This is a genomic window from Sphingopyxis sp. QXT-31 (genome assembly GCF_001984035.1).
Classification (GTDB): Bacteria; Pseudomonadota; Alphaproteobacteria; order Sphingomonadales; family Sphingomonadaceae; genus Sphingopyxis.
Map to the genome: position 1 here is coordinate 3,983,612 of NZ_CP019449.1, position 23,434 is coordinate 4,007,045.

Below are 23,434 nucleotides of genomic sequence, written 5' to 3' on the forward strand. Positions count from 1 at the left end.
CGGAATCAACGAATAGAGGCTTGGGACGCGGCGGATGGCGGATTCTCCGAACAGCAACAGCATGTGGGGCGGCCGCTTCGGTGCCGGTCCCGCGGCGATCATGCAAGAGATAAACGCGTCGATCCCGGTCGATAAGCGCCTGTGGGAAGAAGATATCGCCGCGAGCCGCGCGCATGCCGCGATGATCGGCGCCGCGGGGATCATCTCCGCCGACGACGCCGCGAAGATCGACGCCGGCCTCGCGCAGATCGCCGAGGAGTTCGCGGCGAACGGCGTGCCGGTCGACCTCGCGCTCGAAGACATCCACATGACCGTCGAATCGCGGCTCAAGGAGATCATCGGCGAGCCTGCCGGGCGGCTCCACACCGCGCGCTCGCGCAACGACCAGGTCGCGACCGATTTCCGCCTGTGGGTGCGCACCGCCTGCACCCGCATCGACGGGGGGCTGAAGGCGATCCAGACCGCCTTGCTCGCGCGCGCCGAGGAGCATGCGGACAGCATCATGCCCGGCTTCACGCATCTCCAGGTCGCGCAGCCGGTGACGCTCGGGCATCACCTACTCGCCTATGTCGAGATGTTCGCGCGCGACCGCGGCCGCTTTGCCGATGCGGCGAAGCGCCTCAACGAATCGCCGCTCGGCGCCGCGGCGCTCGCGGGAACCAGCTTCCCGCTCGACCGCGCCGCCACCGCCGCGGCGCTGGGTTTCGACCGCCCGATGGCGAACAGCATCGACGCGGTGTCGGACCGCGACTTCGCGCTCGAATTTTGTGCCTCGGCGTCGATCGCCGCGATCCACCTGTCGCGCCTCGCCGAGGAAGTGGTGATCTGGGCCAGCCAGCCCTTCGGCTTCGTGCAATTGCCCGACGCCTGGTCGACCGGCAGCTCGATCATGCCGCAAAAGCGCAACCCCGACGCCGCCGAACTGGTGCGCGGGCGCGCGGGTCTGCTGCTCGGCGCCTTCCAGCGCCTCGCCGTGATCGTGAAGGGCCTGCCGCTTACTTACTCGAAGGATCTGCAGGACGACAAGGAAACGGTCTTCGGCGCCTTCGACGCGCTCGCGCTATCGCTCGCCGCGATGACCGGCATGGTCGAAACTTTGGTCTTCCGCACCGACCGCATGCGCGCGCTCGCCGCCTCGGGCTTCTCGACCGCGACCGACCTCGCCGACTGGCTGGTGCGCGAGGCGGGGGTGCCGTTCCGCGACGCGCATCATATCGTCGGCGCCTGCGTGAAACGATCCGAAGAGCTCGGCGTTGAGCTGTCGGCGCTGCCGCCGGCGGAAGCCGCCGCGATCCACGCCGCGGTGACCCCCGCGGCGCTCGCTGCGCTGACCGTCGAGGCATCGGTCGCCAGCCGAACAAGCTATGGCGGCACCGCGCCCGAACGGGTAAGGCAGGCCATTGCCGCGGCCCGCGCCGCGCTGGAGGAACGATGAACGCGACGCGCCACCTTGTCCTGATCGCCCTCGGCGGCGCGCTGCTCACCGGCGCGCTCGGCGCGTGCGGCAAGAAGGAAGATTTGAAGCCGATCGCGGGCGACCCGCCCGCGCCATTGCCCCTCGGCGCCAAGCGCGCGCCGACCACGGAGGAGCTTACGACGCCTGACGCGCAGGCCAAGCCAGCGCGCAGCGACGAACTTCTCAAACGCTCCGAGCAACGCGAACCCGACGACTTCGACCTGCCGCCTCCGGGCTGATCGGGCTCGAAGCGGCCCCTCTTTTCCGTTCGTGCTGAGCTTGTCGAAGCACCGTTCTTCTTGAACCGGCAAAAGGAAAGGGCGGCCCTTCGACAGGCTCAGGGCGAACGGCTTTAAAGAGACTAGGATTTGATTGTGAATCATTTCGACATTCGTGACGGCGTCATGCACGCCGAAGATATTCCGCTGCCCCGTATCGCCGAGGACATCGGCACCCCCGTCTATGTCTATTCGCGCAGGGCGCTCGAGCGCCATGCGCAGGCGTTCCGCGACGGGCTGAAGGATGTGCCGAAGAAGCACCTCGCCTTCGCGATCAAGTGCAACCCCAATCTCGGCGTGCTGCGCGTGCTCGCGCGGCAGGGCTATGGCGCCGACGTCGTCTCGGGTGGCGAGCTCGAACGCGCGCTCGCCGCGGGCATGGCGGCCGAGGACGTCGTCTTTTCGGGGGTCGGCAAGACGCGCGCCGAACTCGCGCAGGGGCTCGACCGCGGCATCGGCCAGTTCAACATCGAGCATGAGCCCGAGGGCGTCGCGCTCGCCGAAATCGCGCTGCGCAAGGAAATGACCGCGCCTGCGGTGCTGCGCGTCAATCCCGACGTCGATGCGGGCACTCACGCCAAGATTTCGACCGGCAAGGCCGAGAACAAGTTCGGCGTCGGCATCGACGTCGCACCCGAAATCTTCGGCCGCCTTGCGGCGCTGCCGGGTCTCAACATGCGCGGCATCGCGGTGCACATCGGCAGCCAGCTCACCAGCCTCGATCCGCTCGAGGCGGCGTTCGAGCGCGTAGGCCAGCTTGTCGCCGACCTGCGCGCGGCGGGGCACAGCATCACCCATGTCGATCTCGGCGGCGGGCTCGGCGTGCCGTACAAGGCCGAGGACAATCCGCCGTCGCCCGCCGAATATGGCGCGATGGTGGCGCGGGTCACCAAGGAGTGGGACGTCACCTTGATGTTCGAGCCCGGCCGCGTGATCGCGGGCAACACCGGCGTGCTCCTGACCGAGGTGCTGTGGGTCAAGCCCGGCGCGGCCAACCCCTTCGTGATCGTCGATGCCGCGATGAACGACCTCGCGCGCCCGGCGCTCTACGATGCGTACCACGACTTTGTGTCGGTGACCCCGACGGGCGAGACGATGACCGCGTCGATCGTCGGCCCGGTGTGCGAGACCGGCGATACCTTCGCGCGCGACCGGGTGACCGACAAGGTCATGCCCGGCGACCTCGCGGTGTTCCGCACCGCGGGCGCCTATGGCGCGACGATGGCGTCGACCTACAACAGCCGCAGCCTGGTCCCCGAGGTGCTCGTCGACGGCGACCGCTATGCCGTCGTCGCCGACCGCATCGCCGCGGGCACGATCATGGCCGCCGAGCGTGTGCCCGACTGGATCGACTGACGATGGAGCAGCTTCCCATCTTCCTGAACCTCGCCGGCCGCACGGTCGTGCTGGTCGGGGAGGGGGAAGCCGCCGAGGCCAAGGCGCGGCTGATCGAACGCGCAGGCGGGCGCATCGTCCCCGTATGGGAGGAAGGCGCGAGCCTCGCCTTCGTCGCGCTCGATGACGGCGCCGAGGCGGCGGCCGCCGACCTTCGCGCCCGCGGCCTGCTCGTCAACGTCGTCGACCGCCCCGACCTCTGCGATTTCACCACCCCGGCGATCGTCGACCGCGCGCCGGTCACCATCGCGATCGGCACCGGCGGCGCGTCGGCGGGGCTCGCCAAGGCGGTGCGCCAGCGCATCGAGGCGCTGCTCCCCGCGCGGCTCGGCGCGCTGGCGTCGGCGCTCTACGCGGCGCGCGCGGCGATGAAGGCGCGCTGGCCCGCGGCCGCCGACCGCCGCCGCGCGATCGATGCCGCGCTGGCCTTCGGGGGCACGCTCGACCCGCTCGACGACGGCGCGCCCGATCGCGTGAGCGACTGGCTCGCCGCCGATGCCGCGACCCGGCCCTCGCGCCTCGAAACGATCGCGCTGGCGAGCTTCGACCCCGACGATCTCACCCTCCGCGCCGCGCGGCTGCTAGGCGAGGCCGACCACGTCTTCCACCCGGCGTCGATCCCCGCGGCGATCCTCGACCGCGCGCGCGCCGACGCCATGCGCCACCGCGCCGACGCGCCGCCCGCCGATCCGCCGCCGGGCCTGTCGCTCTGGCTCGCACCGCCCGCGGCATGACCCGGGTCCATCCCATCTACGCGGCGATGGCGCCGACGATCTTCGAGCATATGTCGGGGCTCGCCCGCGCGCATGGCGCGATCAACCTCGGGCAGGGCTTCCCCGACGGCCCGCCGCACCCCGACATGGTCGCGGCCGCCACGCGCGCGCTCGCCGAAAAGTCGCACCAATATCCGCCGGCTCTCGGCCTGCCCGAACTGCGCGATGCCATCGCCGGCTTCTATGCGCGGCGGCAGGGGCTGGTCCTGACGCGCGAGCAGGTGGTGGTCACCTCGGGCGCGACCGAGGCACTCGCCGCGGCGATCCTCGCGCTCGTCCATCCGGGCGACGAGGTGCCCCTCTTCCAGCCCGCCTACGACAGCTACGCCCCGATGATACGCCGCGCCGGCGGGGTCCCGGTCTCGGTACCGCTGAGCCCGCCCGGCTGGCGCTACGACGCCGACCGGATCGCCGCCGCGATCACCCCGCGCACGCGGCTGCTGATGCTCAACGACCCGCTCAACCCCGCGGGCACGGTGGCGAGCGAGACCGAACTGGCGATGCTCGCCGACCTCTGCCAGCGCCACGACCTCATCGCGATCTGCGACGAGGTGTGGGAGGATGTCCGCTTCGACGGCGTGGCGCATCGCTCGCTGCTCGCGATGCCCGGCATGGAACGCCGCACAGTCAAGATCGGCTCGGCGGGCAAGATCTTCGGCCTCTCCGGCTGGAAGGTCGGCTGGTTCGCCGCCGCGCCCGACATGGCACAGGCGCTCGGTCGCGCGCACCAGTTCCTGACCTTCACCACGCCCCCCGCGCTGCAATGGGCGGTCGCCGAAGGCCTCGCCAAACCCGACGCCTGGTTCGCCGACCAGCGCGCGGGCTGGGCCGCGGCACGCCAGCACCTCGCCCAGGCGCTCGAACGCGCCGGCTTCGTCGTGCTTCCGAACGCCGCGACCTGGTTCCTCTGCATCGATCTCGCTGCCTCGGGGATTACGCTCGCCGACCGCGACTTCGCTGAGCGTGCGGTGCGCGAGGCCGGGGTCGCGTCGATCCCGGTGTCGGCGCTGTTCGAAGGCGACGCCCCGCGCCACATCCTGCGCCTCTGCTTCGCCAAGGACCACGCAACCCTCGACGAAGCCGTCGCGCGTCTCGCCGCCTTTCGCGATACGCTCTAGGGCGCGATCGCCAGCCCGTCGCCATTCTTGCCCGCGGGCAGGCGGCGCAGCACCCTGCCGCTCGCGACGTCGATCTCGGCGACCTTGTCGTGCCCCGTCTCGGCGGCATAGAGAAGCTTCGAATCGGCGCTGAACAACAGGGTCACCTGTCCCTTCGCCTGCTCGCCCGAGACGGTGATCGTCTTCAGCGGCGCGCGCGTCTCGGCGTTGAACAGGCCGATCGTCCCCGCCGCGATATTGCTCGCCGCGATCAGCTTGCCGTCGGGGCTCGCGAGCACGCGGATCGCCACGGGGTCGACGGCATGTTCTGCTAGCTTCTCGCCGCTCGCGGTGTCCCACACCGACACGCGCGGCGCCGCGAGGTCGCCGACCCACAATTCGCGCCCGCCCTTCGCCAGCGCCAGCCCCTCGGGCTTGCCGCCGATAGTGATGTCACGCAGCTTCTTCGCGTCTTTCAGGTCGAGCACGCTCACCGTGCCCGATCCGATATTGGCGGTGTAGGCGGTGCGGTTGTCGGGCGCGACGACGACCATATGCGTGCCCTGCTGCCCCGTCGCGATCGAGGTCACCGCGCCGCCCGGCGCGATCACCGCGACCGACTGGCTGCCCTCGGCGGTCGCGACCAGCCGCCCGTCGCTGAGCCAGAGCAACCCGTGCGGCCGCTGGTTGGGGCTGATGTCGATCGTCTTCAGCTTGGTCTTGGCCGCCACATCGAACACGTCGATCGTCGTCCCGCCATAAGCGACTACCGCGGCCTGCCTGCCGTCGGGCGACACCGCGATCTCGTGCGGCATCTTGCCCGTCGGCAGCCGCGCGACCTCGGCGCCGGTGTCGAGCGCGACCAGGCTCAGCGTATCCTCGCCCTTGTTGCCGATCAGCAAGGTCTCGGCCGCGACCGGCGGCACGGCGAGCAGCAGGATCGACAGGAAGGTGGCGGCGCGGTTCATGATCGTCTCCTGGGAACAGGCGCGCAGTTTATGGGACGCCCTCGCCAGGGCAACCGCCGTTCGACGAGCGACATGGCAAGATTACGATAAGTTCATTGGTATCGGCGCCCCGCGCTCCGCACGCTCTCCCCGCGGCCGATGCGCGCCGCGCTACCCTGGGGAGGGAAACATGAATTTGCCGTCCATCGACCTCGACGCCTTGCCCTTGCTCGACACGGCAGTCGGGCTGTTCGGCTCGCTCGTCGCGCCCAGCGCGACGCAGGGCCCCTCGATCTTCGAGATATCGGTCACCGTCATTCTGATCATCAACGACTGATCCGCCGCGCGGGTGCGGCCCGGCGCCGTGCCCGCGCCGCGCGCCAGCGATGCGATCCCGGCACGACCATTATCCGCGCACCGACGCCGCGCGCTGCCGTGCGATGCGCGCCGCCGAGGCCGGCCTCGCGGCGCGCTGGCGCAGCGAGGATAAGCGCCCCGCGGGCCTCGCCGCCGCAATGGCCGCCGCCGATGCGATCGCCGCCGTCGATCCCGCCCACGCGATCGCGCATCTGCGCTCCTGGCTCGCCGACACGCGCTGGCTCGATGCGCGCCTCGCCGCCGCGCTCGCCTTGCTCGCCGCCGACCCCTTCGCGCGCCCGCCGCTGCCCCTCGTCGGCAGCGGCGGAGCACCCGGCGGGCTGATCCTCGCCGAGCGCGGCACAGTCCGCCTCTCGCTTCAGCTCTGGCCCTTCGAGGTCGCAGGCGCGCCGCCGACGACCGCGCTCTTCGTCCCCGGCCGCGCCGCGATCCGCGTCCTCGCCGCCGGCAGCGCCAGCTTCGCGCTTCACCATGTCGCGCTCTCGGACGCCGAGGAAGCTGGCGCCTTCACCGCGGCCGGCGCCGCACCTTGCACCAGCGACCCGCCGCGCCCGCTGCGTGACCGCGAGCTCCTCGACCTCGACACCACGCGCACCGCCTTCACCCTCTCTCGCGCGCGCGGCGACGTCCTGCTCCTCGACCTTTCGGTCCGCCCGCCGTCGCCGCTGCCGGTGCGCGCGCACGATATCGCGAGCGGGCGCCTGATCCATGTCGCCGCGTCGCGCCGCGACAGCAGCTTTCGCCAGATGGCGCTCGCGCTGCTCGCCGCGATGGAGCGCCGCACCGCCGCGCCGCTCTTCCTCACCGCCACGCATGGCGAGGATTTCGCCGCCCGCTGGGCCGCGATGCGCGACCTCATCGCGCTCGACCCCGCCGCTGCGCACCCGCGCCTCGTCCGGATGGCGGCGCACGACCCGCACCCCGAGGTCCGCGCCGCCGCCGCCGCGACGCTGGCGCTCTTCGCCGCGCCGAAGGCCGAGCCATGCCCCGCCTGATCGACCCGCCCCCCGGGCCCGCGCTCGACCTCGAGGAAGTCATCGCGCGCCTCGACGAAAGCGCCGTCGACCTCTCCGACGAAGCCAGCCTCGCCCACGCTGCCGCGCTCCTCGCCGGGCTCGCGCAGAACCGCGACTTCCTCGCCGACCATATCGTCGCCGAACTCAAGGCCAGCTTCGCCAACCAGCTCGTCCTCAGCCGCTATTCGGCACAGGTATTCCTCCTCCACGGCAGCCCGCGCGGCCATTTCCTTCGCGCCAACCTCTGGCCCGCCGCCACTGACGCGTCCTATATGGCCAGCGGCGGCGCGGCCTTCGCCTACGGCCTGCCGCACGATCATAATTTCAGCTTCCTCACCACCGGCTATTGGGGTCCGGGCTATGTCAGCGACTATTACGACTATGACCCCGAAGCCGTCGACGGCCGCGTCGAAGAGTCGTTAAATCTGAAATTCGTCGAGCGCAGCCAGCTCGGCGAAGGCAAGACGATGCTCTACCGCGCCCACCGCGACATCCACAGCCAGCGCCCGCCGGAAAGCCTCTCGGTCAGCCTCAACATCATGGACGAGGGCGAGCACCTCCCTTGGCGCGACCAATATATCGTCGACCTGGACAGCGGCACGATCGCCCGCCGCCCGACGATCACCCCGACCGAAATGCTCCTCCGCTGCGCCGTCCACCTGACCGAAGAGGGCAAGGACGTCGCCGACCATTTCGCGAAGGCCCACCCGGTCCCCCGCGTCCGCGCCAACGCGATTGCGGCGCTGGCGGCGGTGGAACAGGGCGCGGGCCGGGCGGCGGTGCTGGAACGCGGGCTATGCGATAGCGATGCGCGGGTCAGGGATGATTGCGGGAGGTGGCTGGCGATTTAGCGGTGCCCCCCTGTTGCACCCCGCCGCGGCATCCGCCAAGGATGCGGACCATGTCGCGGGAGGAGTGAAGCGTGCCCACGCTTGATTTCAAGGGTAAGCCATTTGTCTATTCGCACCATCTATCGGTGCCCTTCCGCGAGCTAGTCGTCGATGCGGGCAAGAGCGTGGCGGCGGACGGACAGGCGCCGGGCCTCGACGGCAACCTGATCATCCACGGCGACAATCTGGAGGCGCTGAAGGCGCTGCTCCCGCGTTACGCGGGCAAGGTCGACGTCATCTATATAGACCCGCCGTACAACACCGGCAACGAAGGCTGGGCCTATAACGACAATGTAAACGCGCCACAGCTCAAAGCGTGGCTCGGCAAGACCGTCGACGCCGATGATATGGAACGCCACGACAAATGGCTGTGCATGATGTGGCCGCGGTTGCAGTTGTTACGGGAGTTGTTGAGCACAGGCGGCATGATTTTTGTCAGCATTGATGACAAAGAAGTCCACAGATTGCGATGCATTGCGGAGGAGATAGGATTCCACCTTGTTGTAGAGCTCGTTTGGAAAAGTAGGAAGTTTGTCGATGCACGCGCCAAATCGGGTGTGTCGAACGACCACGAGTATATTCTGGTGTTTGGATCGGCAGACGTTGCCGAACTGCGGGGAGTCGAACGGGATGAGACTAAATTCTCAAATCCGGACCGTGATCCTCGTGGTGCTTGGATGAGCCGAAGTTTGCTCGGACTTGCTACACCTGAACAGCGGCCCAATCTTCATTTCGATATTCGCGACCCCGCCACAGGTAATGCCTTCAGTCCGCCTATACAAACTGGTTGGCGTTACAATTCAGAACGCATGGCTCAAATGATCGTGGAAGGTCGTGTTCTGTTTCCGTCAACCCCCGAAGGGCGACCGCGCGAAAAGAAGTTTCGAAACGAAATGAGCAGGGAATTCTCGACGTTTCCGTCAATTATTGATAGCATCTTTACCTCGGACGGGACCGCGGAATCGAGACTGATTATTCCAGATCGTTCGTTCGATTTTCCTAAACCCAGCCGGCTGGTAGCAACGCTGCTAGAGCAGGCGGGAAGCAAACAATCTGTGGTTCTCGACTCATTCGCGGGCTCTGGCACCACCGCGCACGCTGTCCTAGCGCTCAACAAGGCTGATGGTGGCACCCGCAAATTCATTCTCGTCGAGACCGAGGATTATGCCGACACGCTGACCGCCGAGCGCGTCCGCCGCGTGATCAGGGGCGTGCCCGGCGCGAAGGATAACGCGCTCAAGGAAGGGCTGGGCGGCAGTTTCACTTATTGCGAGCTAGGCGAGCCGATGGACATGGAACGCTTCTTTGCCGAGGACGGCAAGGCGCCGTCGTGGGACCAGGTCGCGCGCTATGTCGCCTACACCGCGACCGGCGAAACGCTTGCACGTGCCGCCGATGCGGGCGGAGAGGGGGGCGACGGTTTTGCTGGCCATGCCGGCCCCTACCGCCTCCACCTCCTCTATCGCGCCGATCCCAAATGGATGCGCTCGAACGACGCGATGCTCGACCTCACCACCGCCGAACATATCGCGGAAGCCGCAAAGGCGGACGGGGACAGGCCCGTGCTGGTCTTCGCTGCGGGCAAGCTGATGGGTCAGCGCGCGCTGACCGATCTCGGCATCACCTTCTGCCAATTGCCCTATTCGGTGCATCGCATATTGGGCGACGGGACCGAGGGCGTGGCGGGCGTCGATGCGGCTTAAGGCGTATCAGCTCGAAACGCTGGGCAAGCTCGACGCCTTCGTCGCGCTGCTTGCGGCCGAGCGCGCTGAAGATGCCGCCACGCGCGCCTTCATCGCCAACGCGCCGGAGGCGCTGCGCGAGAAGCTGATGGAGGGACAGGTCGACCCCGCCGTGTCGGCATGGAAAAAGGCGCAGGAACAGAATGTCGCCGTCTCGCCCGACCCATGGCGCGACCTGCCCGACGGGCACGGCGCGCAGGTGCCGCACGTCTGTCTCAATCTGCCCACCGGGTCGGGCAAGACGCTGATCGCCGGCCACGCTGTCGGCCGCATCCTGTCAAGGCTTGACGGGGCGATGACCGGCTTCGTCCTCTGGGTCATGCCGTCCGACGCGATCTACAAACAGACGCGCGCGCAGCTCCGCGACCGCGGCAGCGCGGTGCGGCAGGCGCTCGAGGTCGCGAGCGGCGGACGGGTCAAGCTCGCCGAAAAGGCGAACGACTTCACCCGTGCCGACGTCGAACATGGCCTTGTCGTCATGACGCTGATGCTCCAGTCGGCGGGCCGCCGTGACAAGGAAACGCTGAAGGTGTTCCGTGACAGCGGCAATTATGCGACCTTCTATCCCGACGCCGACGATCTGACTGCGACGCAGGTCTTGCTTGCGCGCATTCCCAATCTCGAAACCAACGACCTTGCCGACGGAACGCCCGGTTCGATCAAACAGAGCCTCGGCAATACGCTCCGTCTGGTGCGTCCGCTGATCGTCCTCGACGAAGGCCACCGGGCCTATAGCGAGACGGCGCGCCGGACGCTCGGCGGCATGAACCCGCGCTTTCTGCTCGAACTCACCGCGACGCCCGACCGCGAACAGTCGAACATTCTCGTCAAGGTCGGTGGACGGCGGCTGCGCGACGCCGAAATGATCAAGCTGCCGATCCAGCTTGTCTCCGACGAAAAGGCGCAGTGGAAGGACACGCTCAAGGCCGCGCTCGACAAGCGCGCAGAACTGGAGGCAGAGGCGCGCGAGCATCACGACCGCACCGACCGCTTCATTCGCCCGATCCTGCTCATCCGTGTCGAACGCACCGGCAAGGACCAGCGCGACGGCGTCCATATCCACACCGAGGATGTGCGGCAGGAACTGCTCGGCCTGCCCGGTGTACAGGCCGACTGGATCAAGGTTCAGACCGCGAGCGAAAAGGAACTCGACGACACGCTGATGGACGAAACCAGTCAGGTGCGCGTCATCATCACCAAGGATGCGCTGCGCGAAGGCTGGGACTGTCCCTTTGCCTATGTGCTCGCGCTCTTGTCGAAGACGCAGGCGAAAACCGCGCTCACCCAGATGATCGGGCGCGTCTTGCGCCAGCCGGGCGCGAAGCGCACCGGGGTCGACGATCTCGACAGCGCGTGGGTCTTCTGTTCCGACCTGTCGGTGAAGGATGCCGTCGAGGGCGTGCGCAAGGGCCTCGACGAAGAGGGCATGGGCGATATCAAATCCTCCGTCCGCGCAGGCGACGAGGTGGTGGCCGAAATCCGCCGCGCCGACCGGCGCGATGCCTTCAGGGACGACCGCATCCTGATCCCGAGCGTCACGCACGACGACGGCAAGGGCGGACGCCGGGCGCTCGATTTCGACGCCGATATTCTCGGTGCGCTGGATTGGGATGCCCTGCATTACGACGGCGGTGCGGCGCTCGACCTCGACGCCGCCGGCTCGCGGCGCGCGCACGCGAGCTTCGATTATGGCACCGCCGAAACGATCGAACGGCACGGCGCCGTCGTGCGCGAAGAGCTTGCGAACACGATCGACCGGCCCGACCTCGCGCGGCGTCTTCTCGGTCTCGTTCCCAATCCGTGGATCGGTATTCGCCTCCTGGATGAGGGGCTCGCAGCATTGCGGGCGCGCGGTATCGAAGAGGGCGAGATTGCCAAGGGCCGGCTCGACCTGCTCGATTCGATGCGCACCGAACTCGAAGCCAAGATCGATGGCCTGGCGCGCACTGCGTTCGAAGCGAAACTGGCTGACGGCACGATCGCGTTCAAGTTGACGGGTAGCAAGGCCGACTGGGATATGCCGTCGTGGGTGGATGTCGAGTTCCGGCGAGGCAAGGATTTATACGAGGTCGATGACGACGGCCACATTCTTGGCCGGACGCTCTATCTAGACGGCATTAAGCAGGGCGAACTCAACGGTTTTGAACGCGACGTCGCGCTCTACCTCGACGGCAGCGACGCGATTGCCTGGTGGTGGCGTCTTGCCTCGCGCGGCGCATGGGGCGTGCAGGGGTGGCGCCGGCACAAAGTCTATCCCGATTTCCTTCTCCGGCTCGATGGGGACCGGCAACGACTGATGGTATTGGAAACCAAGGGCAAGCAACTCGATAATCTCGACACGGCGTTCAAGCGCGACTTGATGGCCTTGCTCGAAGATGCCTATGTGAAGCCCGCGCCGGGCGAAGTCGATCTGCTCGACGATGCGGCGGACAGCATTCGCTTCCGCATGCTGATGCAGGAGGCCGACTGGAGAACGAAATTGGGGCAGGCGATGGCCTGAACAGCGCAAAAACCCCTTTCCTAATAAGTTCTGCTATGCCATGTTCCTCTTTCGTTCTTTGAGTCTGTCGATCCCGCCCTCCGTCCCGCCATCGCGGGGCCGACCATTGCTGACCGTCGCCGCCGACAAAACCCGCCCCTCAACCGACCGACACGGAAAAAGCACCGCAAATAACAGGCGTCACAAGGCTGAACTTTCCTGAACTTTGGCTCGCTAAAGCCACAAAGCCTGTCCTGAGCTGGTCGAAGGGGACACAAATCCGGCACGCGCATGCGGGGCTTTTGAGGCTTTAAGAGCCTTGCTGACAGCGTGGCTTTCGGCTGCTAACGCGCCCCGCATGACAACGCCTCTCTCGCATATCCGTAACTTCTCCATCATCGCGCACATCGATCACGGGAAATCCACGCTCGCCGACCGGCTGATCCAGTTCACCGGCGGCCTCACCGCGCGCGAGATGTCGGCGCAGGTGCTCGATAACATGGACATCGAGAAGGAGCGCGGGATCACCATCAAGGCGCAGACCGTGCGCCTCTCCTACAAGGCGCATGACGGCGAGACCTATCAGCTCAACCTGATGGACACGCCCGGGCATGTCGACTTCGCCTATGAAGTGTCGCGGTCGCTCGCGGCGTGCGAGGGCGCGCTGCTCGTCGTCGACGCGGCGCAGGGGGTCGAGGCGCAGACGCTCGCCAACGTCTATCAGTCGATCGAGCACGACCATGAGATCGTGCCGGTGATCAACAAGATCGACCTGCCCGCGGCCGACGTCGACAAGGTGAAGGCCGAGATCGAGGACATCATCGGCCTGCCCGCCGACGACGCGGTGCTCGCATCGGCGAAGGCCGGCATCGGGATCGAGGAAGCGCTCGAGGCGATCGTCACGCGCATCCCGCCGCCGAAGGGCGACGCGACCGCGCCGCTCGTCGCAATGCTCGTCGACAGTTGGTACGACCCCTATCTCGGTGTCGTCATCCTGATCCGCGTCGTCGACGGCACGCTGAAAAAGGGCCAGCAGATCAAGTTCATGCAGGCGGGCACCACCCATCTGATCGACCGCGTCGGCTGTTTCACGCCGAAGCGCGAAGAATTGACCGAGCTCGGCGCGGGCGAGATCGGCTTCATCACCGCGCAGATCAAGGACGTCGCGCAGGCGCGCGTCGGCGACACCGTCACCGACGCCAAGAAACCCGCCGCGGCGGCGCTGCCCGGGTTCAAGGAGGTCCAGCCGGTCGTCTTCTGCGGCCTTTTCCCGACCGACGCCAATGACTTCGAGAAGCTCCGTGAGAGCATCCAGAAGCTGCGGCTCAACGACGCGAGCTTCAGCTTCGAGATGGAGAGCAGCGCGGCGCTCGGTTTCGGCTTCCGCTGCGGCTTCCTCGGCCTCTTGCACCTCGAGATCATCCAAGAGCGGCTCTCCCGCGAGTACGACCTCGACCTGATCACCACCGCACCGTCGGTGGTGTATAAGCTCAAGCTCGGCCACACCAAGAATGAAGCGGCGAAGGAGATCGAGCTCCACAACCCCGCCGACATGCCCGACCCCAACCGCATCGACGAGATCCAGGAGCCGTGGATCGAGGCGGTGATTTATGTGCCCGACGATTATCTCGGCCCGATCCTGAAGCTGTGCCAGGACCGCCGCGGCATCCAGAAGAACCTGACCTATGTGGGCGGCCGCGCGCAGATCACCTATGAACTGCCGCTCAACGAGGTGGTGTTCGATTTCTACGACCGGTTGAAGAGCATCAGCCGCGGTTATGCGAGCTTCGATTATCACCAGATCGGCCACCGCCCCGGCGACCTCGTCAAGATGAGCATCCTCGTCAACAACGAGCCGGTCGACGCGCTGAGCATGATCGTCCACCGCGGCACCGCCGAAACCCGCGGCCGCGGCATGTGCGAGCGGCTGAAGGACCTGATCCCGCGCCACATGTTCAAGATCCCGATCCAGGCCGCGATCGGCGGCAAGGTGATCGCCCGCGAAACCATCGCGGCGCTGCGCAAGGACGTGACCGCCAAATGCTACGGCGGCGACGCGACCCGCAAGAAGAAGCTCCTCGAAAAGCAGAAAGAGGGCAAGAAGCGGATGCGCGAATATGGCAATGTGAACATCCCGCAGGAGGCGTTCATCGCGGCGCTGCGGATGGGGGATGATGCCTGACGCGCGCAGACGCCGCCCGCGCCACGTGGTTTAGAAATAGAGCGAGGTTTCTCCCTTCGAACTGCCTTGGATGAGGTCGGGATCGGGTGGCCACGCATTTTGGTCGAGCGGGAGCGGTGCGAGCGGATTCGTGATCGCATCCAGCATTTTCGAGCTCGAGTCGAGGTGGTCGGCCAACGAGGCCGAAGCCGCGAGAATGAAATCGCCCGCGCGCAATTGTCCTGAGGACACGCCCAGCAAGATGATCAGATCGCCTCTGCCGAGATCAATCGCAAGATCATTGCCATGCTGATGCATAGCGGCCTGCACACCGGAAAATGTCGTGAAGCCCAGGCTGCTGAGATCGATCCGGTCGGTGCCCACAAGGAAATCGCCAATTACGTCCCCGCCGGTTCCTTGTTCGAATATGAAGACGTCCCGGCCAGCTTCTCCAAATAGTACGTCATTGCCCTGTCTGCCGTTGATGATGTCGTCTCCCGCGCCGCCCAGCAGCCAATTGGGGGCCGCGTTCCCGGTCATGCGGTTGCCGAGACCGTTGCCAACGCCGAAGCTGGTCGAGCCCAGCAGGACGAGATTTTCGATATTGGCGTAGAGATAGACGCCATTGTTCGCACCTGCCACGTCCGCATAGACGGTGTCGTTGCCCCCTCCAGGCTGCTCGAAGGTCAGATCGTCCCCGGTATCGACGTAGAAGGCGTCGTCTCCGGCGTCGCCATAAAGATGATCATAGTCGCCCAGCCCGCTGTCACCCCGAAGAATGTCGTTGCCGTCACCGCCGACCAGCCGGTCGAACACAAAATCGGAACCGCCAATCAGGTGGTCGTCCCCGGCTTCGCCGTACAGACTATCTCCCCCTGCGCCGCCGTCGAGCATGTCATTACCCGCGCCGCCGGCAAGAAAGTCGTTGTCTGCATCGCCAAACAGCTGGTCGTCGCCCATTTCGCCATAAAGGATATCGATGCCAGCGCCGCCCCGAATGCTGTCGTCCCCTTTGCCCCCCAGCAAAAGATTGGCGCCTTCATTGCCGGTCATGACATTGGCGAGCTCGTTGCCGACGCCGAAGATGTCGCCGGACCTGCTTGCGAGACTTAGATTTTCGACATTGGCGTAAAGGTAAAATCCTGACGAGGAGATGATTGTATCGACCCCTTCGCCGGGCTTTTCAAAAACGAGATCGGCTTGGCCATCGATCACATAGCGGTCATCGCCAAGACCGCCGAGCATATGATCTGCACCGGCTCTTCCGTTAATGACGTCACCCCCATCGGTGCCGAAGAGGCGGTCAGCCAAGGGCGTCCCGTTGATTTCCGTTCCGGCGGCGACGGCATTTCCGTTCCCGTCGAAAATGCGCACATAATGACCCGATGGCAATCCACTCCCTGCACCGTGAATGCCACCGAGTATTTGGTGACCCCACCCGATCGCGAAACCTCCGTTCGCCAAAGCCGCGATCGTAGGACCCGCCTGCGAGCCATCCACATTATGGTTGACGACGAACTCGCTGCCGATCGCGACACCGCTTGCGGAATAGAGGCGTGCCACGATATCGTAATTATAGTCGTACATATCCCCGCCGGGATTGTCGCCGATATAAGTTGCCTGCGTCCATGCGACCACGACGGTGCTATCCGCTAGAACGGCGATGGCGGGCGGGGGCGAAAAGACCCAGTTGATACTGCCAGTGCTGGCTATTTTCGTATCACCTATCGGAGTTCCGTCGGCGCCGAACCATCCAATGCGGATTCCCGTTCCATTGGATCCCGATCCGGCGTTCGTGTCGAGCCAAGCGACGACGAAACCGGTCGAAGTGGCGGCGGTCACGGGGTTAGAAGCAGGGCCTGAGGGCTGGGAATTCAGCTGGAACCACCCCCCGTTCGATTGTCCGTTCGGTCTGAAAATCTGTCCAAAAACTGCGGCGTCACCCCAAGTGGCAAGAATATTGCCATTGGACAGCGCCGTCAGCGAAATTGCGTCGCGGCTGTTGTTGATCGTCTGCGTGGCGCCGAGTGTGTCTGTTGTGGGGTCGTATGTCCGCAGATAGCCGGTAGTGTCCCCCATCGCCCGCGTTGCAATGAAGATAAGCCCATCCGATGACTGCGCAACACCGGGAGGGATAGCATAATAGCCCGTTCCGATCTGCTGCGCCTGCCCTATCGGGCTGCCGTCCGCTGCGACATGCTGGCCCATCAGCGCCCAGCTGGCGTTCACGATATCTTGCCAAACAACATAAACGGTGCCGTCGGCCATCGCCAGGGCGCTGGGCACGATTTGAATGATGGAGCCGATCTGCGGAATGCGGATCGTCGGCGAATCCGCCAGACCGTTGGGACCGAAATGCATGATATAGGCGGCACCTGCCGCGTCGGCGGCAAAACCGAAGCCGCCGCCAGGAGTGGCGAACAATCGGCCATAATAGGGCGTGAAATCGGAGGCGTCGAGACGTGTGTCCGGACGCGCAAGCAATGGCCCGGTGCCCAGCGAAAGGCCGAACATGCCATCTTGGAAACGTTCGATCCGGACCCGGCCATCGATTGTCAGCGCGCCGTCGGCGCCGAGGCTCAATTGCATCGAGCCCAGATTGTAAATGCCGCGACCGGTCACGGCATCGACAGCTCTTCCGGTAATGGCAAGGCCGTCGATCGTGAGCGTGTCTTGCGCGTCAACGCCCGCAATTGTGATCGCGGTGCTCCGCGGTCCAGTCACGATGAAATGATCGGCTGACGCCCCGCCGACCAGTCTTTCTATCTGGTAACCGGTTGAATTGCGGCCCGGGTCAAATTGTTGGGTAACCGTGATCCTGTCTGTGTCGATCCCGAACGTCAACCCGGACGAGGTCGTATCATAATCCCACGTGTCGAAGCCTGCGCCCCCGTAGACCACGTCGCCGTCCGTGGCGCCGCGAATGAGGTCATCCCCACCGGCACCGTCGATCCGGTCCGCGCCGGCGCCGCCATGGATTTGGTCACGATGCCGGCTGCCCAGAAGGATGTCCGCGTAATTTCCGCCGAACAGGAAGCTTTCCACATCGTTGGCGACGATTACATTAGCCTTGTTTTCAAAACCGGTGATTATCGAATCCGACAGGCTGGTGATCAGCACCGTCTCTCCGCTGGGCATCCCCGGCATGTTGCCCCCGGGCAGGTCGCCGCGGCCGAAATAACGATGCCTGCCCTGTGAATCGACATCATAGGCATTGTCGATTCGGACCGTAATCCGGTTGTCGCCGAACGGGACCGCAATATTCCAGGTCAACGACGCATCGACATCCTGAAACAGATAGTGCCGCGGCTCCGCCGTTCCGACGCCGTTGACCGTGACGAGGCGCAATTCTTTGTCGCCGTTAAGCGCGCTCATTTGGGCGACCGTCGATCCCGTCAGGTTCAGGAAATGCTCGAACCGGTCGAGGTTGTAGATATCATAGGCGGCGCGATCAGGAATAAGCGTGTAGACGCTTCCGATCACGATCCGATTGCCGTTTAACCACCCCGATTCGAATCCATTGGCGAGTGATGCCTGACGGAGAAAGAACGATATGATGTTCGCGTCGGTCTCGCGGCTTCCGTCAGGAACATACACCCCAAAATCCGTTGGCTCGCCGTCGCGGTAGAAGACAGCCCGGCGGGGCTCGTCCAACAGCAGGCTGAATTCCTGCGCAACGAGCGTGTTCCCGACGACTAGAAAGCCGACTGCGAAAGCCGTTATCGCGATCGCGGCGGGAATAAATTCGATGACGGCGAAGCTCGCGCCGATAGCCGGAAACAATGCCACGACGCGAGGCAGCAGCAGCGCCGCCATCAATGCATCGGCGAAATTTTCATTTGCAACATCGACAAATCTGTCGACCAGCGTCACGCTGGAATTGTTGACCGTGAGCGTGGCGCTTCGGCTGCCGTCGGGATTGAATTCCAGCTGAACGCGTGCTCGCGATGCCGGGGTGTCAGGCAAGCCTTCGACAACGATATCGAATATTTTCTGCGCACCGCTATTGTCCAGCTCGATCTTGCTGATCAGCCCTTTCAGAAGTCCCGCGATCGTTGCGAATGACGGGGTTCCCGGAAGAATATATCCAGCCGGAACAAACGAACCCGAGTCGACAAACAGCATCTGCGGAACCCCACTTTCCAAAGACAGCCCAGTTCATTGCACAGTTAAGGTAATCGGCAAAGTGACCACATCGGGCGCGATGATCGTCGGTGGTTTCGGCAAAGGCCGCGAGTCAAACCAAGGTGTAAATCGGTCCGGTTCGGGGCGACGCCCGCCCAGGCGGTGCAGCGCCGGGGTCGCCGTCGCTGCTCCCGTCGCTCCAAACCCCTTCGCTCACGCTTCCGCTACGGCCGCCGCTCAAGCGTCCTCCTCGCCACCAGCCTCTCCCCCCTTCCACGCCGCCCAGCTTTCCTCGCTGTAGGCGGCGGCATATTCGCGTTCGAGGCGTTCGATGTCGCGCTCGGCTCGGCGGCGGGTGCGGTCGCGTTCGGTGAGGGTGGGGCCGCCCCACATATGGACGTCGCGGGGCAGGCCGCAGGGGCGGTCGAGGACCGGCGGGCGCGCCTGCTGCCAGGCCTCGGCGCGGTCGCGCAGCGTCTTGGCGGCGAGGCGGGCGTCGCCGTGGGTGATCGCCTCGCCGTCGGGGTCGCTCTCGCCTAGCTCGCCCTCGACGATATGATCGGCGTAGCGGGCGAACCAGATTTCGTCGCTGTCGCCGCGGCTGCCGTCGGGGTCGTCCGCGGGCGGGTGCCATTCGGCGTGCGTCAGGTCGCCGCCTCCCTCGTCCTCGATATCGATCAGGCCCGCGCCGGCGGCGAGCGGGATGACGATGTCGGGGTGGTACATATGCCATTCGTGCTTCTGCGGGTTCCGATAGGCGTCGGCGGCGCGGACCGCGTCCCAGTCGGTGCCGGGGCCGGTGAGCAGGTCCCAGGCGGCGCGCTTGACGGGGTCGTGCGAAATCGCGCGCTGGTAGAAGGTGCGGATGTTGCGAAGATTGTCGTCGGCCTCGGTCGCCTGCGCCGCTTCCTTGCGGTTGTATTCGAGGCGGCGCTCGGGCTCCTCGGCCTGGCGTTCGGCTTCCCATTCCTTGCGCCAGCGGTCCTTGAGCCGGCGCACGCCGTGCGGGACGGCGGTCGACGGCACGCCGTCGGCAAGCGTGCCGGCGAGGCTTTCGGGCAGATGCGCGCCGACGATATGCTGCATCGCGCGGAGATGCGGGCGCCGCCGTTCCATGGTGGCGCGGCCCTGGCTCGACCAGGTTTCGGGGACGCCGTAGATGGCATATTCCATGAGCAGGTCGGCGACGCGGCGCGCGCCCGCCTCGACCGCCTTGTCCCACGCCGCGGCGAAGCTGGCGGCGCCGGCGCGCTTGCGCAGCTGGTAAAAGGCCGAGGTCGTGTGGCCCGCGGCCTTTGCCGCCATGCTCACCGCGCCGGTGCCGAGCAGATGCGCGATGAACAGCCGCTGCTTGTGCGCCGAAATGCCCGACCAGCGCTTGGTAAGCTGTTCGACGGGGGTGAATTCGAGCTCTTCGGGGAGGTTGTCGGGGTCGATCGCGGGATCGTCGATGGGCTCGTTTGCCGGGGGTGCAGGGAGGGGCGGGAGGATTTCCTGCTTCATAAAGGCTCCTTTGGTTCATCGAGTCGTTGCAGCGAACCATATTGGAATATTTTAGGAAAGCGTTTTTCCGTAGCGGTGGGTGCGGCGGGGCGCGTGGGCGCGATTGCCAGCGCGGTTGCGGCGCCCTATCCTGCGGGCGAAGGCGCGGCAGGAGAGGCGGCGATGGTGGAGCGAGGGCAGCGCGCGCTCGGCGATATTGCCGTGCACAGCCGGCTGGCCGACGGCACCGCGGTGTGCCTGCGCACGATCACGCCGGGCGATGCGCCGCTGCTGCGGCAGGGGATCGCGACCTTGTCGGCCGAGGCGCGCTACCTGCGCTTTTTCTCGCCCGCGCCGGCGCTGCCCGAGCCGGTGATCGCGCGGCTGGTCGATGTCGACGGGCACGACCATATCGCGTGGGGGGCGCTGTGCACCGAATGCGAGGGGACGCCGGCGATCGGCGCGGTGCATGCGGTGCGCGCGCGTCCCGACGGGCCGGTGGGCGAATATTCGGTCGCGGTGCTCGACGATTTCCAGGGGCTGGGGCTGGCGCGGATGATGACCGCGGCGCTGCTGATCCAGTGCCGCGCCGAGGGGCTGGGCACGCTGGAGGTGCATATGCTGACCGAGAATGCCGCGGCGAAGCGACTGGTCAAGGCGCTGGGCGCGGAATGGACAGGGGCGAGCGCGGGGGTGGCGGATTACCGGATCGACGTGGCGGCGGCGCTGGCGGCGCTGCGCGCGGATACGGAGGCGCAAGGGGTGCAGGATGTGTTCGCGGCGCTTGGGGGCGGAACGGGGGGCTAGACGGCCTGCCGCCGCGCGGCTGGGTCGCGTACCGCGCCGCGTCAGGCCGTGACGCATGGTCGCGCTGTCGCCCCACCCTGTGTCGCGAGTCGTCATACGCCTTTTCGGGGTGAATTGGAATTGAAAGCGTGTCAGCTTTTGGAAGCGCGAGGAGGATGAGGATGCGATATCTGGCCTGGGCGGTGTTGGCGCTCGCCGCCTGCGCCTCGCCCGCGGGAACGAAGGAGAACGCGGTGCCGCAAAAGCCGATCATGCAGTGGGGCGACCTGTTAGGGCGGGCGCAGCCGAAGCCCGATGCGACGCTGCGCTATGGCGCGGACGCGTTGCAGCTGGTCGATGTCTGGAAACCGAAGGGGGAAGGGCCGTTTCCGGCGGTGATCATGATCCACGGCGGCTGCTGGCAGACCGCGATCGCCGAGCGCGATATCATGAACTGGATCGCCGACGACCTGCGGTCGCACGGCGTGGGCGTGTGGAACATCGAATATCGCGGGGTCGACCGCGGCGGCGGTTATCCGGGAACCTATGAAGATGTCGGCGCGGCGGCCGATCTGTTCGTCGCCGAGGGCGCAAAACATGGTTTCAGGACCGACGCGCCGCGTGTCGCGATCGGGCACAGCGCGGGCGGGCATCTGGCGCTGTGGCTGGCACGGCGGCCGGGGCTGGCGGCGGGCGATGCGCTGCGCGGGATGGATCCGGTGCGGATCGACCTCGCGATCAGCCAAGGTGGGCTGCCCGATCTGCGCGTGGGCGCGGCAAGCAAAGGCCATGCCTGCGGCAGTGCGGCGCCCGCGGCGATGGCGGGGGGCGCGTTCGCGCGAACCGCGCCGCCCGAAATGCCGCTGGGCGATGCGACCGAGATGCAGTTCAACAACGCGCTCGACCGGGTGACGCCGCCCGCGACGGGCGAGGCTTATAGCGCGGCGATGGCGAAGCGTGGGCGTGCGGTGACCCTGGCGGTGACGCCGGGCGAGGGTCATGTCGAACTGATCGCGCCGGACAGCGTGAGCTGGGCGAAACAGCGCGCAGCGATCCTGACGACGTTCGGAATATCGCCGAAATGACGACGCTCGCCGATGCGCAGGCGCGCGACGCCGCCGATCCGCTGGCCGATTACCGCGCGCTTTTCGTGCGGCCCGAAGGCGTGATCTATCTCGACGGCAATTCGCTGGGCATGCTGCCGCAGACGAGCGTCGCGGCGGCGGCCGACATGGTGGGCCGGCAATGGGGCGAGCGGCTGGTGCGCGGCTGGAACGAGGGGTGGATCGACGCCCCGGCGCGTATCGGCGGGCTGATCGCGCCGCTGGTGGGGGCCGCGCCCGACGAGGTGATTGCCTGCGATTCGACCAGCGTGAACCTCTTCAAGCTGATCGTCGCCGGTTTGCGCGAAGCCGGGCGACGCGATGCCGCGCGGCGCGTGGTGCTGAGCGAGGCGGGCAATTTCCCGACCGACCTGCATATCGCATCGGGCGCGGTCTGCTGCGTGGCGGGGGCCGAGCTGCGCGTCGTGCCGCGCGAGGCGCTCGCGGAGGCTTTGACGGACGATGTCGCGCTGCTGCTGCTGACGCATGTCCACTACAAGAGCGGCGCGCGTTTCGACATGGCGGGCTGGACCGCGCGGGCGCAGGCGGGGGGGGCGCTGATGCTGTGGGACCTCAGCCATAGCGCGGGGGCCGTAGCGGTCGACCTGAAGGGTGCGAATGCCGATCTGGCGGTCGGCTGCGGCTATAAATATCTGAACGGCGGGCCGGGGGCGCCGGCTTTTCTGTATGTCGCGAAGCGCTGGCAGGCGGCGCTTGCCAATCCGCTGTCGGGGTGGATGGGGCATGAAGCGCCCTTCGGTTTCGCCGACGATTATGCGCCCGCGGCGGGCATGAAGCGCTGGCTGACGGGCACACCGGCGATGCTGGCGATGGATGCGCTCGAGGCCGGGCTGGCGCTGTGGCAGGGCATCGACATGGCGGCGGTCGAGGCGAAGGCGGCGGCGCTGTTCGATATCATGGCGGCGGCGGGCGCGCGCGCGGGGCTCACATGCGTGACGCCGCGCGATCCCCCGCTGCGCGGCAGCCATATAAGCTTTCGCCATGCCGAGGCCTATGGGCTGGTGCAGGCGCTGATCGGCGCGGGGGTGATCGGCGATTTCCGCGATCCCGACATCGCGCGCTTCGGGCTGACGCCGCTGACGCTCAGCCATGAGGATGTCTGGCACGCTGGCGAAGCGCTGGTCGCAGCGGTCGCGGCGCGGGCGTGGGAGCGGCCCGGCTATCGGGTGCGGGCGGCGGTCACTTAGGCCTGTCGGCGAGCGCTAGTCCCTCCCGCCGCCGTGGGTCGCAGACGGCGACGGGAGGGTGGAGCGTGGCCGGACCGGCAGAGCCCCCGTCCACGGAAACCCGATTAGCCGCGCAGCG

General features: G+C 66.5%; 17 protein-coding genes. 14 read left to right on the top strand and 3 right to left on the bottom strand.

Annotated elements, in window-relative coordinates:
- Positions 1-61 precede the first annotated feature (61 nt).
- From argH to BWQ93_RS19115, 5 genes are all read left to right on the top strand, one after another.
- Positions 62-1,435 (top strand): argininosuccinate lyase, encoded by a 1,374-nt coding sequence (argH, locus tag BWQ93_RS19095; protein WP_077031864.1) that lies wholly within the window; start codon positions 62-64, stop codon positions 1,433-1,435.
- The gene (locus BWQ93_RS19100; protein WP_077031865.1) at positions 1,432-1,695 is read left to right on the top strand and encodes a hypothetical protein; all 264 of its coding nucleotides are present in this window, start codon (positions 1,432-1,434) and stop codon (positions 1,693-1,695) included. Before argH ends, BWQ93_RS19100 begins: the two co-directional genes overlap by 4 nt.
- A gap of 135 nt (positions 1,696-1,830) precedes the next feature.
- Positions 1,831-3,090 carry a diaminopimelate decarboxylase gene (lysA, locus tag BWQ93_RS19105; protein WP_077031866.1) on the top strand — a complete coding sequence of 420 codons (1,260 nt, stop codon included), beginning with the start codon at positions 1,831-1,833 and terminating at the stop codon, positions 3,088-3,090.
- 2 nt (positions 3,091-3,092) lie between these two features.
- Complete coding sequence (locus tag BWQ93_RS19110; RefSeq protein WP_077031867.1) at positions 3,093-3,863, top strand: precorrin-2 dehydrogenase/sirohydrochlorin ferrochelatase family protein; 771 nt, start codon at positions 3,093-3,095, stop codon at positions 3,861-3,863.
- On the top strand, positions 3,860-5,020 hold the full coding sequence (locus BWQ93_RS19115; RefSeq protein WP_077031868.1) for an aminotransferase: 1,161 nt from the start codon (positions 3,860-3,862) through the stop codon (positions 5,018-5,020). Before BWQ93_RS19110 ends, BWQ93_RS19115 begins: the two co-directional genes overlap by 4 nt.
- On the opposite strand, the gene BWQ93_RS19120 is transcribed toward BWQ93_RS19115, so the two are convergent.
- Positions 5,017-5,967: a beta-propeller fold lactonase family protein gene (locus BWQ93_RS19120; protein ID WP_077031869.1), complete on the bottom strand. Its 951-nt coding sequence runs from the start codon at positions 5,965-5,967 to the stop codon at positions 5,017-5,019. The genes BWQ93_RS19115 and BWQ93_RS19120 overlap by 4 nt on opposite strands.
- A 169-nt stretch (positions 5,968-6,136) precedes the next feature.
- Between BWQ93_RS19120 and BWQ93_RS20980 the strand changes: the two genes are divergently transcribed.
- The 6 genes from BWQ93_RS20980 to lepA all read left to right on the top strand — a co-directional run bounded on the left by BWQ93_RS20980 (position 6,137) and on the right by lepA (position 14,633).
- Positions 6,137-6,283, top strand: a complete 147-nt coding sequence (locus tag BWQ93_RS20980) for a hypothetical protein (RefSeq protein ID WP_156878299.1) — start codon at positions 6,137-6,139, stop codon at positions 6,281-6,283.
- Positions 6,284-6,332: 49 nt separating this feature from the next.
- On the top strand, positions 6,333-7,319 hold the full coding sequence (locus BWQ93_RS19125) for a HEAT repeat domain-containing protein (RefSeq protein ID WP_156878300.1): 987 nt from the start codon (positions 6,333-6,335) through the stop codon (positions 7,317-7,319).
- Positions 7,307-8,191 carry a hypothetical protein gene (locus BWQ93_RS19130; protein WP_077031871.1) on the top strand — a complete coding sequence of 295 codons (885 nt, stop codon included), beginning with the start codon at positions 7,307-7,309 and terminating at the stop codon, positions 8,189-8,191. The genes BWQ93_RS19125 and BWQ93_RS19130 overlap by 13 nt, the downstream gene beginning before the upstream one ends.
- Before the next feature lie 71 nt (positions 8,192-8,262).
- Positions 8,263-9,933, top strand: a complete 1,671-nt coding sequence (locus BWQ93_RS19135; RefSeq protein WP_077031872.1) for a site-specific DNA-methyltransferase — start codon at positions 8,263-8,265, stop codon at positions 9,931-9,933.
- Positions 9,923-12,472 (top strand): DEAD/DEAH box helicase, encoded by a 2,550-nt coding sequence (locus tag BWQ93_RS19140; protein WP_077031873.1) that lies wholly within the window; start codon positions 9,923-9,925, stop codon positions 12,470-12,472. The genes BWQ93_RS19135 and BWQ93_RS19140 overlap by 11 nt, the downstream gene beginning before the upstream one ends.
- A gap of 337 nt (positions 12,473-12,809) precedes the next feature.
- Positions 12,810-14,633, top strand: coding sequence for a translation elongation factor 4 (gene lepA, locus BWQ93_RS19145; protein ID WP_077031874.1), 1,824 nt, complete (start codon positions 12,810-12,812; stop codon positions 14,631-14,633).
- A gap of 30 nt (positions 14,634-14,663) precedes the next feature.
- Here the strand turns inward: lepA and BWQ93_RS20985 are convergent, their stop codons facing one another.
- Together BWQ93_RS20985 and BWQ93_RS19155 are read right to left on the bottom strand one after the other, a co-directional pair.
- The gene (locus BWQ93_RS20985) at positions 14,664-18,737 is read right to left on the bottom strand and encodes a calcium-binding protein (protein ID WP_156878301.1); all 4,074 of its coding nucleotides are present in this window, start codon (positions 18,735-18,737) and stop codon (positions 14,664-14,666) included.
- A 237-nt stretch (positions 18,738-18,974) separates the two neighbouring features.
- Positions 18,975-20,240 (bottom strand): hypothetical protein, encoded by a 1,266-nt coding sequence (locus BWQ93_RS19155; protein ID WP_077031875.1) that lies wholly within the window; start codon positions 20,238-20,240, stop codon positions 18,975-18,977.
- Between the two features lie 93 nt (positions 20,241-20,333).
- Here BWQ93_RS19155 and BWQ93_RS19160 point away from each other — a divergent pair, with 93 nt between their 5' ends.
- From BWQ93_RS19160 to BWQ93_RS19170, 3 genes are all read left to right on the top strand, one after another.
- Positions 20,334-21,026: a GNAT family N-acetyltransferase gene (locus BWQ93_RS19160; protein WP_232314676.1), complete on the top strand. Its 693-nt coding sequence runs from the start codon at positions 20,334-20,336 to the stop codon at positions 21,024-21,026.
- 161 nt (positions 21,027-21,187) lie between these two features.
- The gene (locus tag BWQ93_RS19165; protein WP_156878302.1) at positions 21,188-22,090 is read left to right on the top strand and encodes an alpha/beta hydrolase family protein; all 903 of its coding nucleotides are present in this window, start codon (positions 21,188-21,190) and stop codon (positions 22,088-22,090) included.
- The gene (locus tag BWQ93_RS19170; RefSeq protein WP_077031876.1) at positions 22,087-23,316 is read left to right on the top strand and encodes a kynureninase; all 1,230 of its coding nucleotides are present in this window, start codon (positions 22,087-22,089) and stop codon (positions 23,314-23,316) included. The genes BWQ93_RS19165 and BWQ93_RS19170 overlap by 4 nt, the downstream gene beginning before the upstream one ends.
- Positions 23,317-23,434 lie beyond the last annotated feature (118 nt).

Excerpts from the sequence above, each read along its gene's own strand:
- BWQ93_RS19115 (WP_077031868.1), top strand. The coding sequence starts at position 3,860 with ATGACCCGGGTCCATCCCATCTACGCGGCGATGGCGCCGACGATCTTC.
- BWQ93_RS19125 (WP_156878300.1), top strand. The coding sequence starts at position 6,333 with ATGCGATCCCGGCACGACCATTATCCGCGCACCGACGCCGCGCGCTGC.
- BWQ93_RS19165 (WP_156878302.1), top strand. The coding sequence starts at position 21,188 with ATGCGATATCTGGCCTGGGCGGTGTTGGCGCTCGCCGCCTGCGCCTCG.
- BWQ93_RS19100 (WP_077031865.1), top strand. The coding sequence starts at position 1,432 with ATGAACGCGACGCGCCACCTTGTCCTGATCGCCCTCGGCGGCGCGCTG.
- BWQ93_RS20980 (WP_156878299.1), top strand. The coding sequence starts at position 6,137 with ATGAATTTGCCGTCCATCGACCTCGACGCCTTGCCCTTGCTCGACACG.
- BWQ93_RS19130 (WP_077031871.1), top strand. The coding sequence starts at position 7,307 with ATGCCCCGCCTGATCGACCCGCCCCCCGGGCCCGCGCTCGACCTCGAG.
- BWQ93_RS19140 (WP_077031873.1), top strand. The coding sequence starts at position 9,923 with ATGCGGCTTAAGGCGTATCAGCTCGAAACGCTGGGCAAGCTCGACGCC.
- lepA (WP_077031874.1), top strand. The coding sequence starts at position 12,810 with ATGACAACGCCTCTCTCGCATATCCGTAACTTCTCCATCATCGCGCAC.
- BWQ93_RS19155 (WP_077031875.1), bottom strand. The coding sequence starts at position 20,240 with ATGAAGCAGGAAATCCTCCCGCCCCTCCCTGCACCCCCGGCAAACGAG.
- BWQ93_RS20985 (WP_156878301.1), bottom strand. The coding sequence starts at position 18,737 with ATGCTGTTTGTCGACTCGGGTTCGTTTGTTCCGGCTGGATATATTCTT.
- BWQ93_RS19170 (WP_077031876.1), top strand. The coding sequence starts at position 22,087 with ATGACGACGCTCGCCGATGCGCAGGCGCGCGACGCCGCCGATCCGCTG.
- BWQ93_RS19110 (WP_077031867.1), top strand. The coding sequence starts at position 3,093 with ATGGAGCAGCTTCCCATCTTCCTGAACCTCGCCGGCCGCACGGTCGTG.
- argH (WP_077031864.1), top strand. The coding sequence starts at position 62 with ATGTGGGGCGGCCGCTTCGGTGCCGGTCCCGCGGCGATCATGCAAGAG.
- BWQ93_RS19120 (WP_077031869.1), bottom strand. The coding sequence starts at position 5,967 with ATGAACCGCGCCGCCACCTTCCTGTCGATCCTGCTGCTCGCCGTGCCG.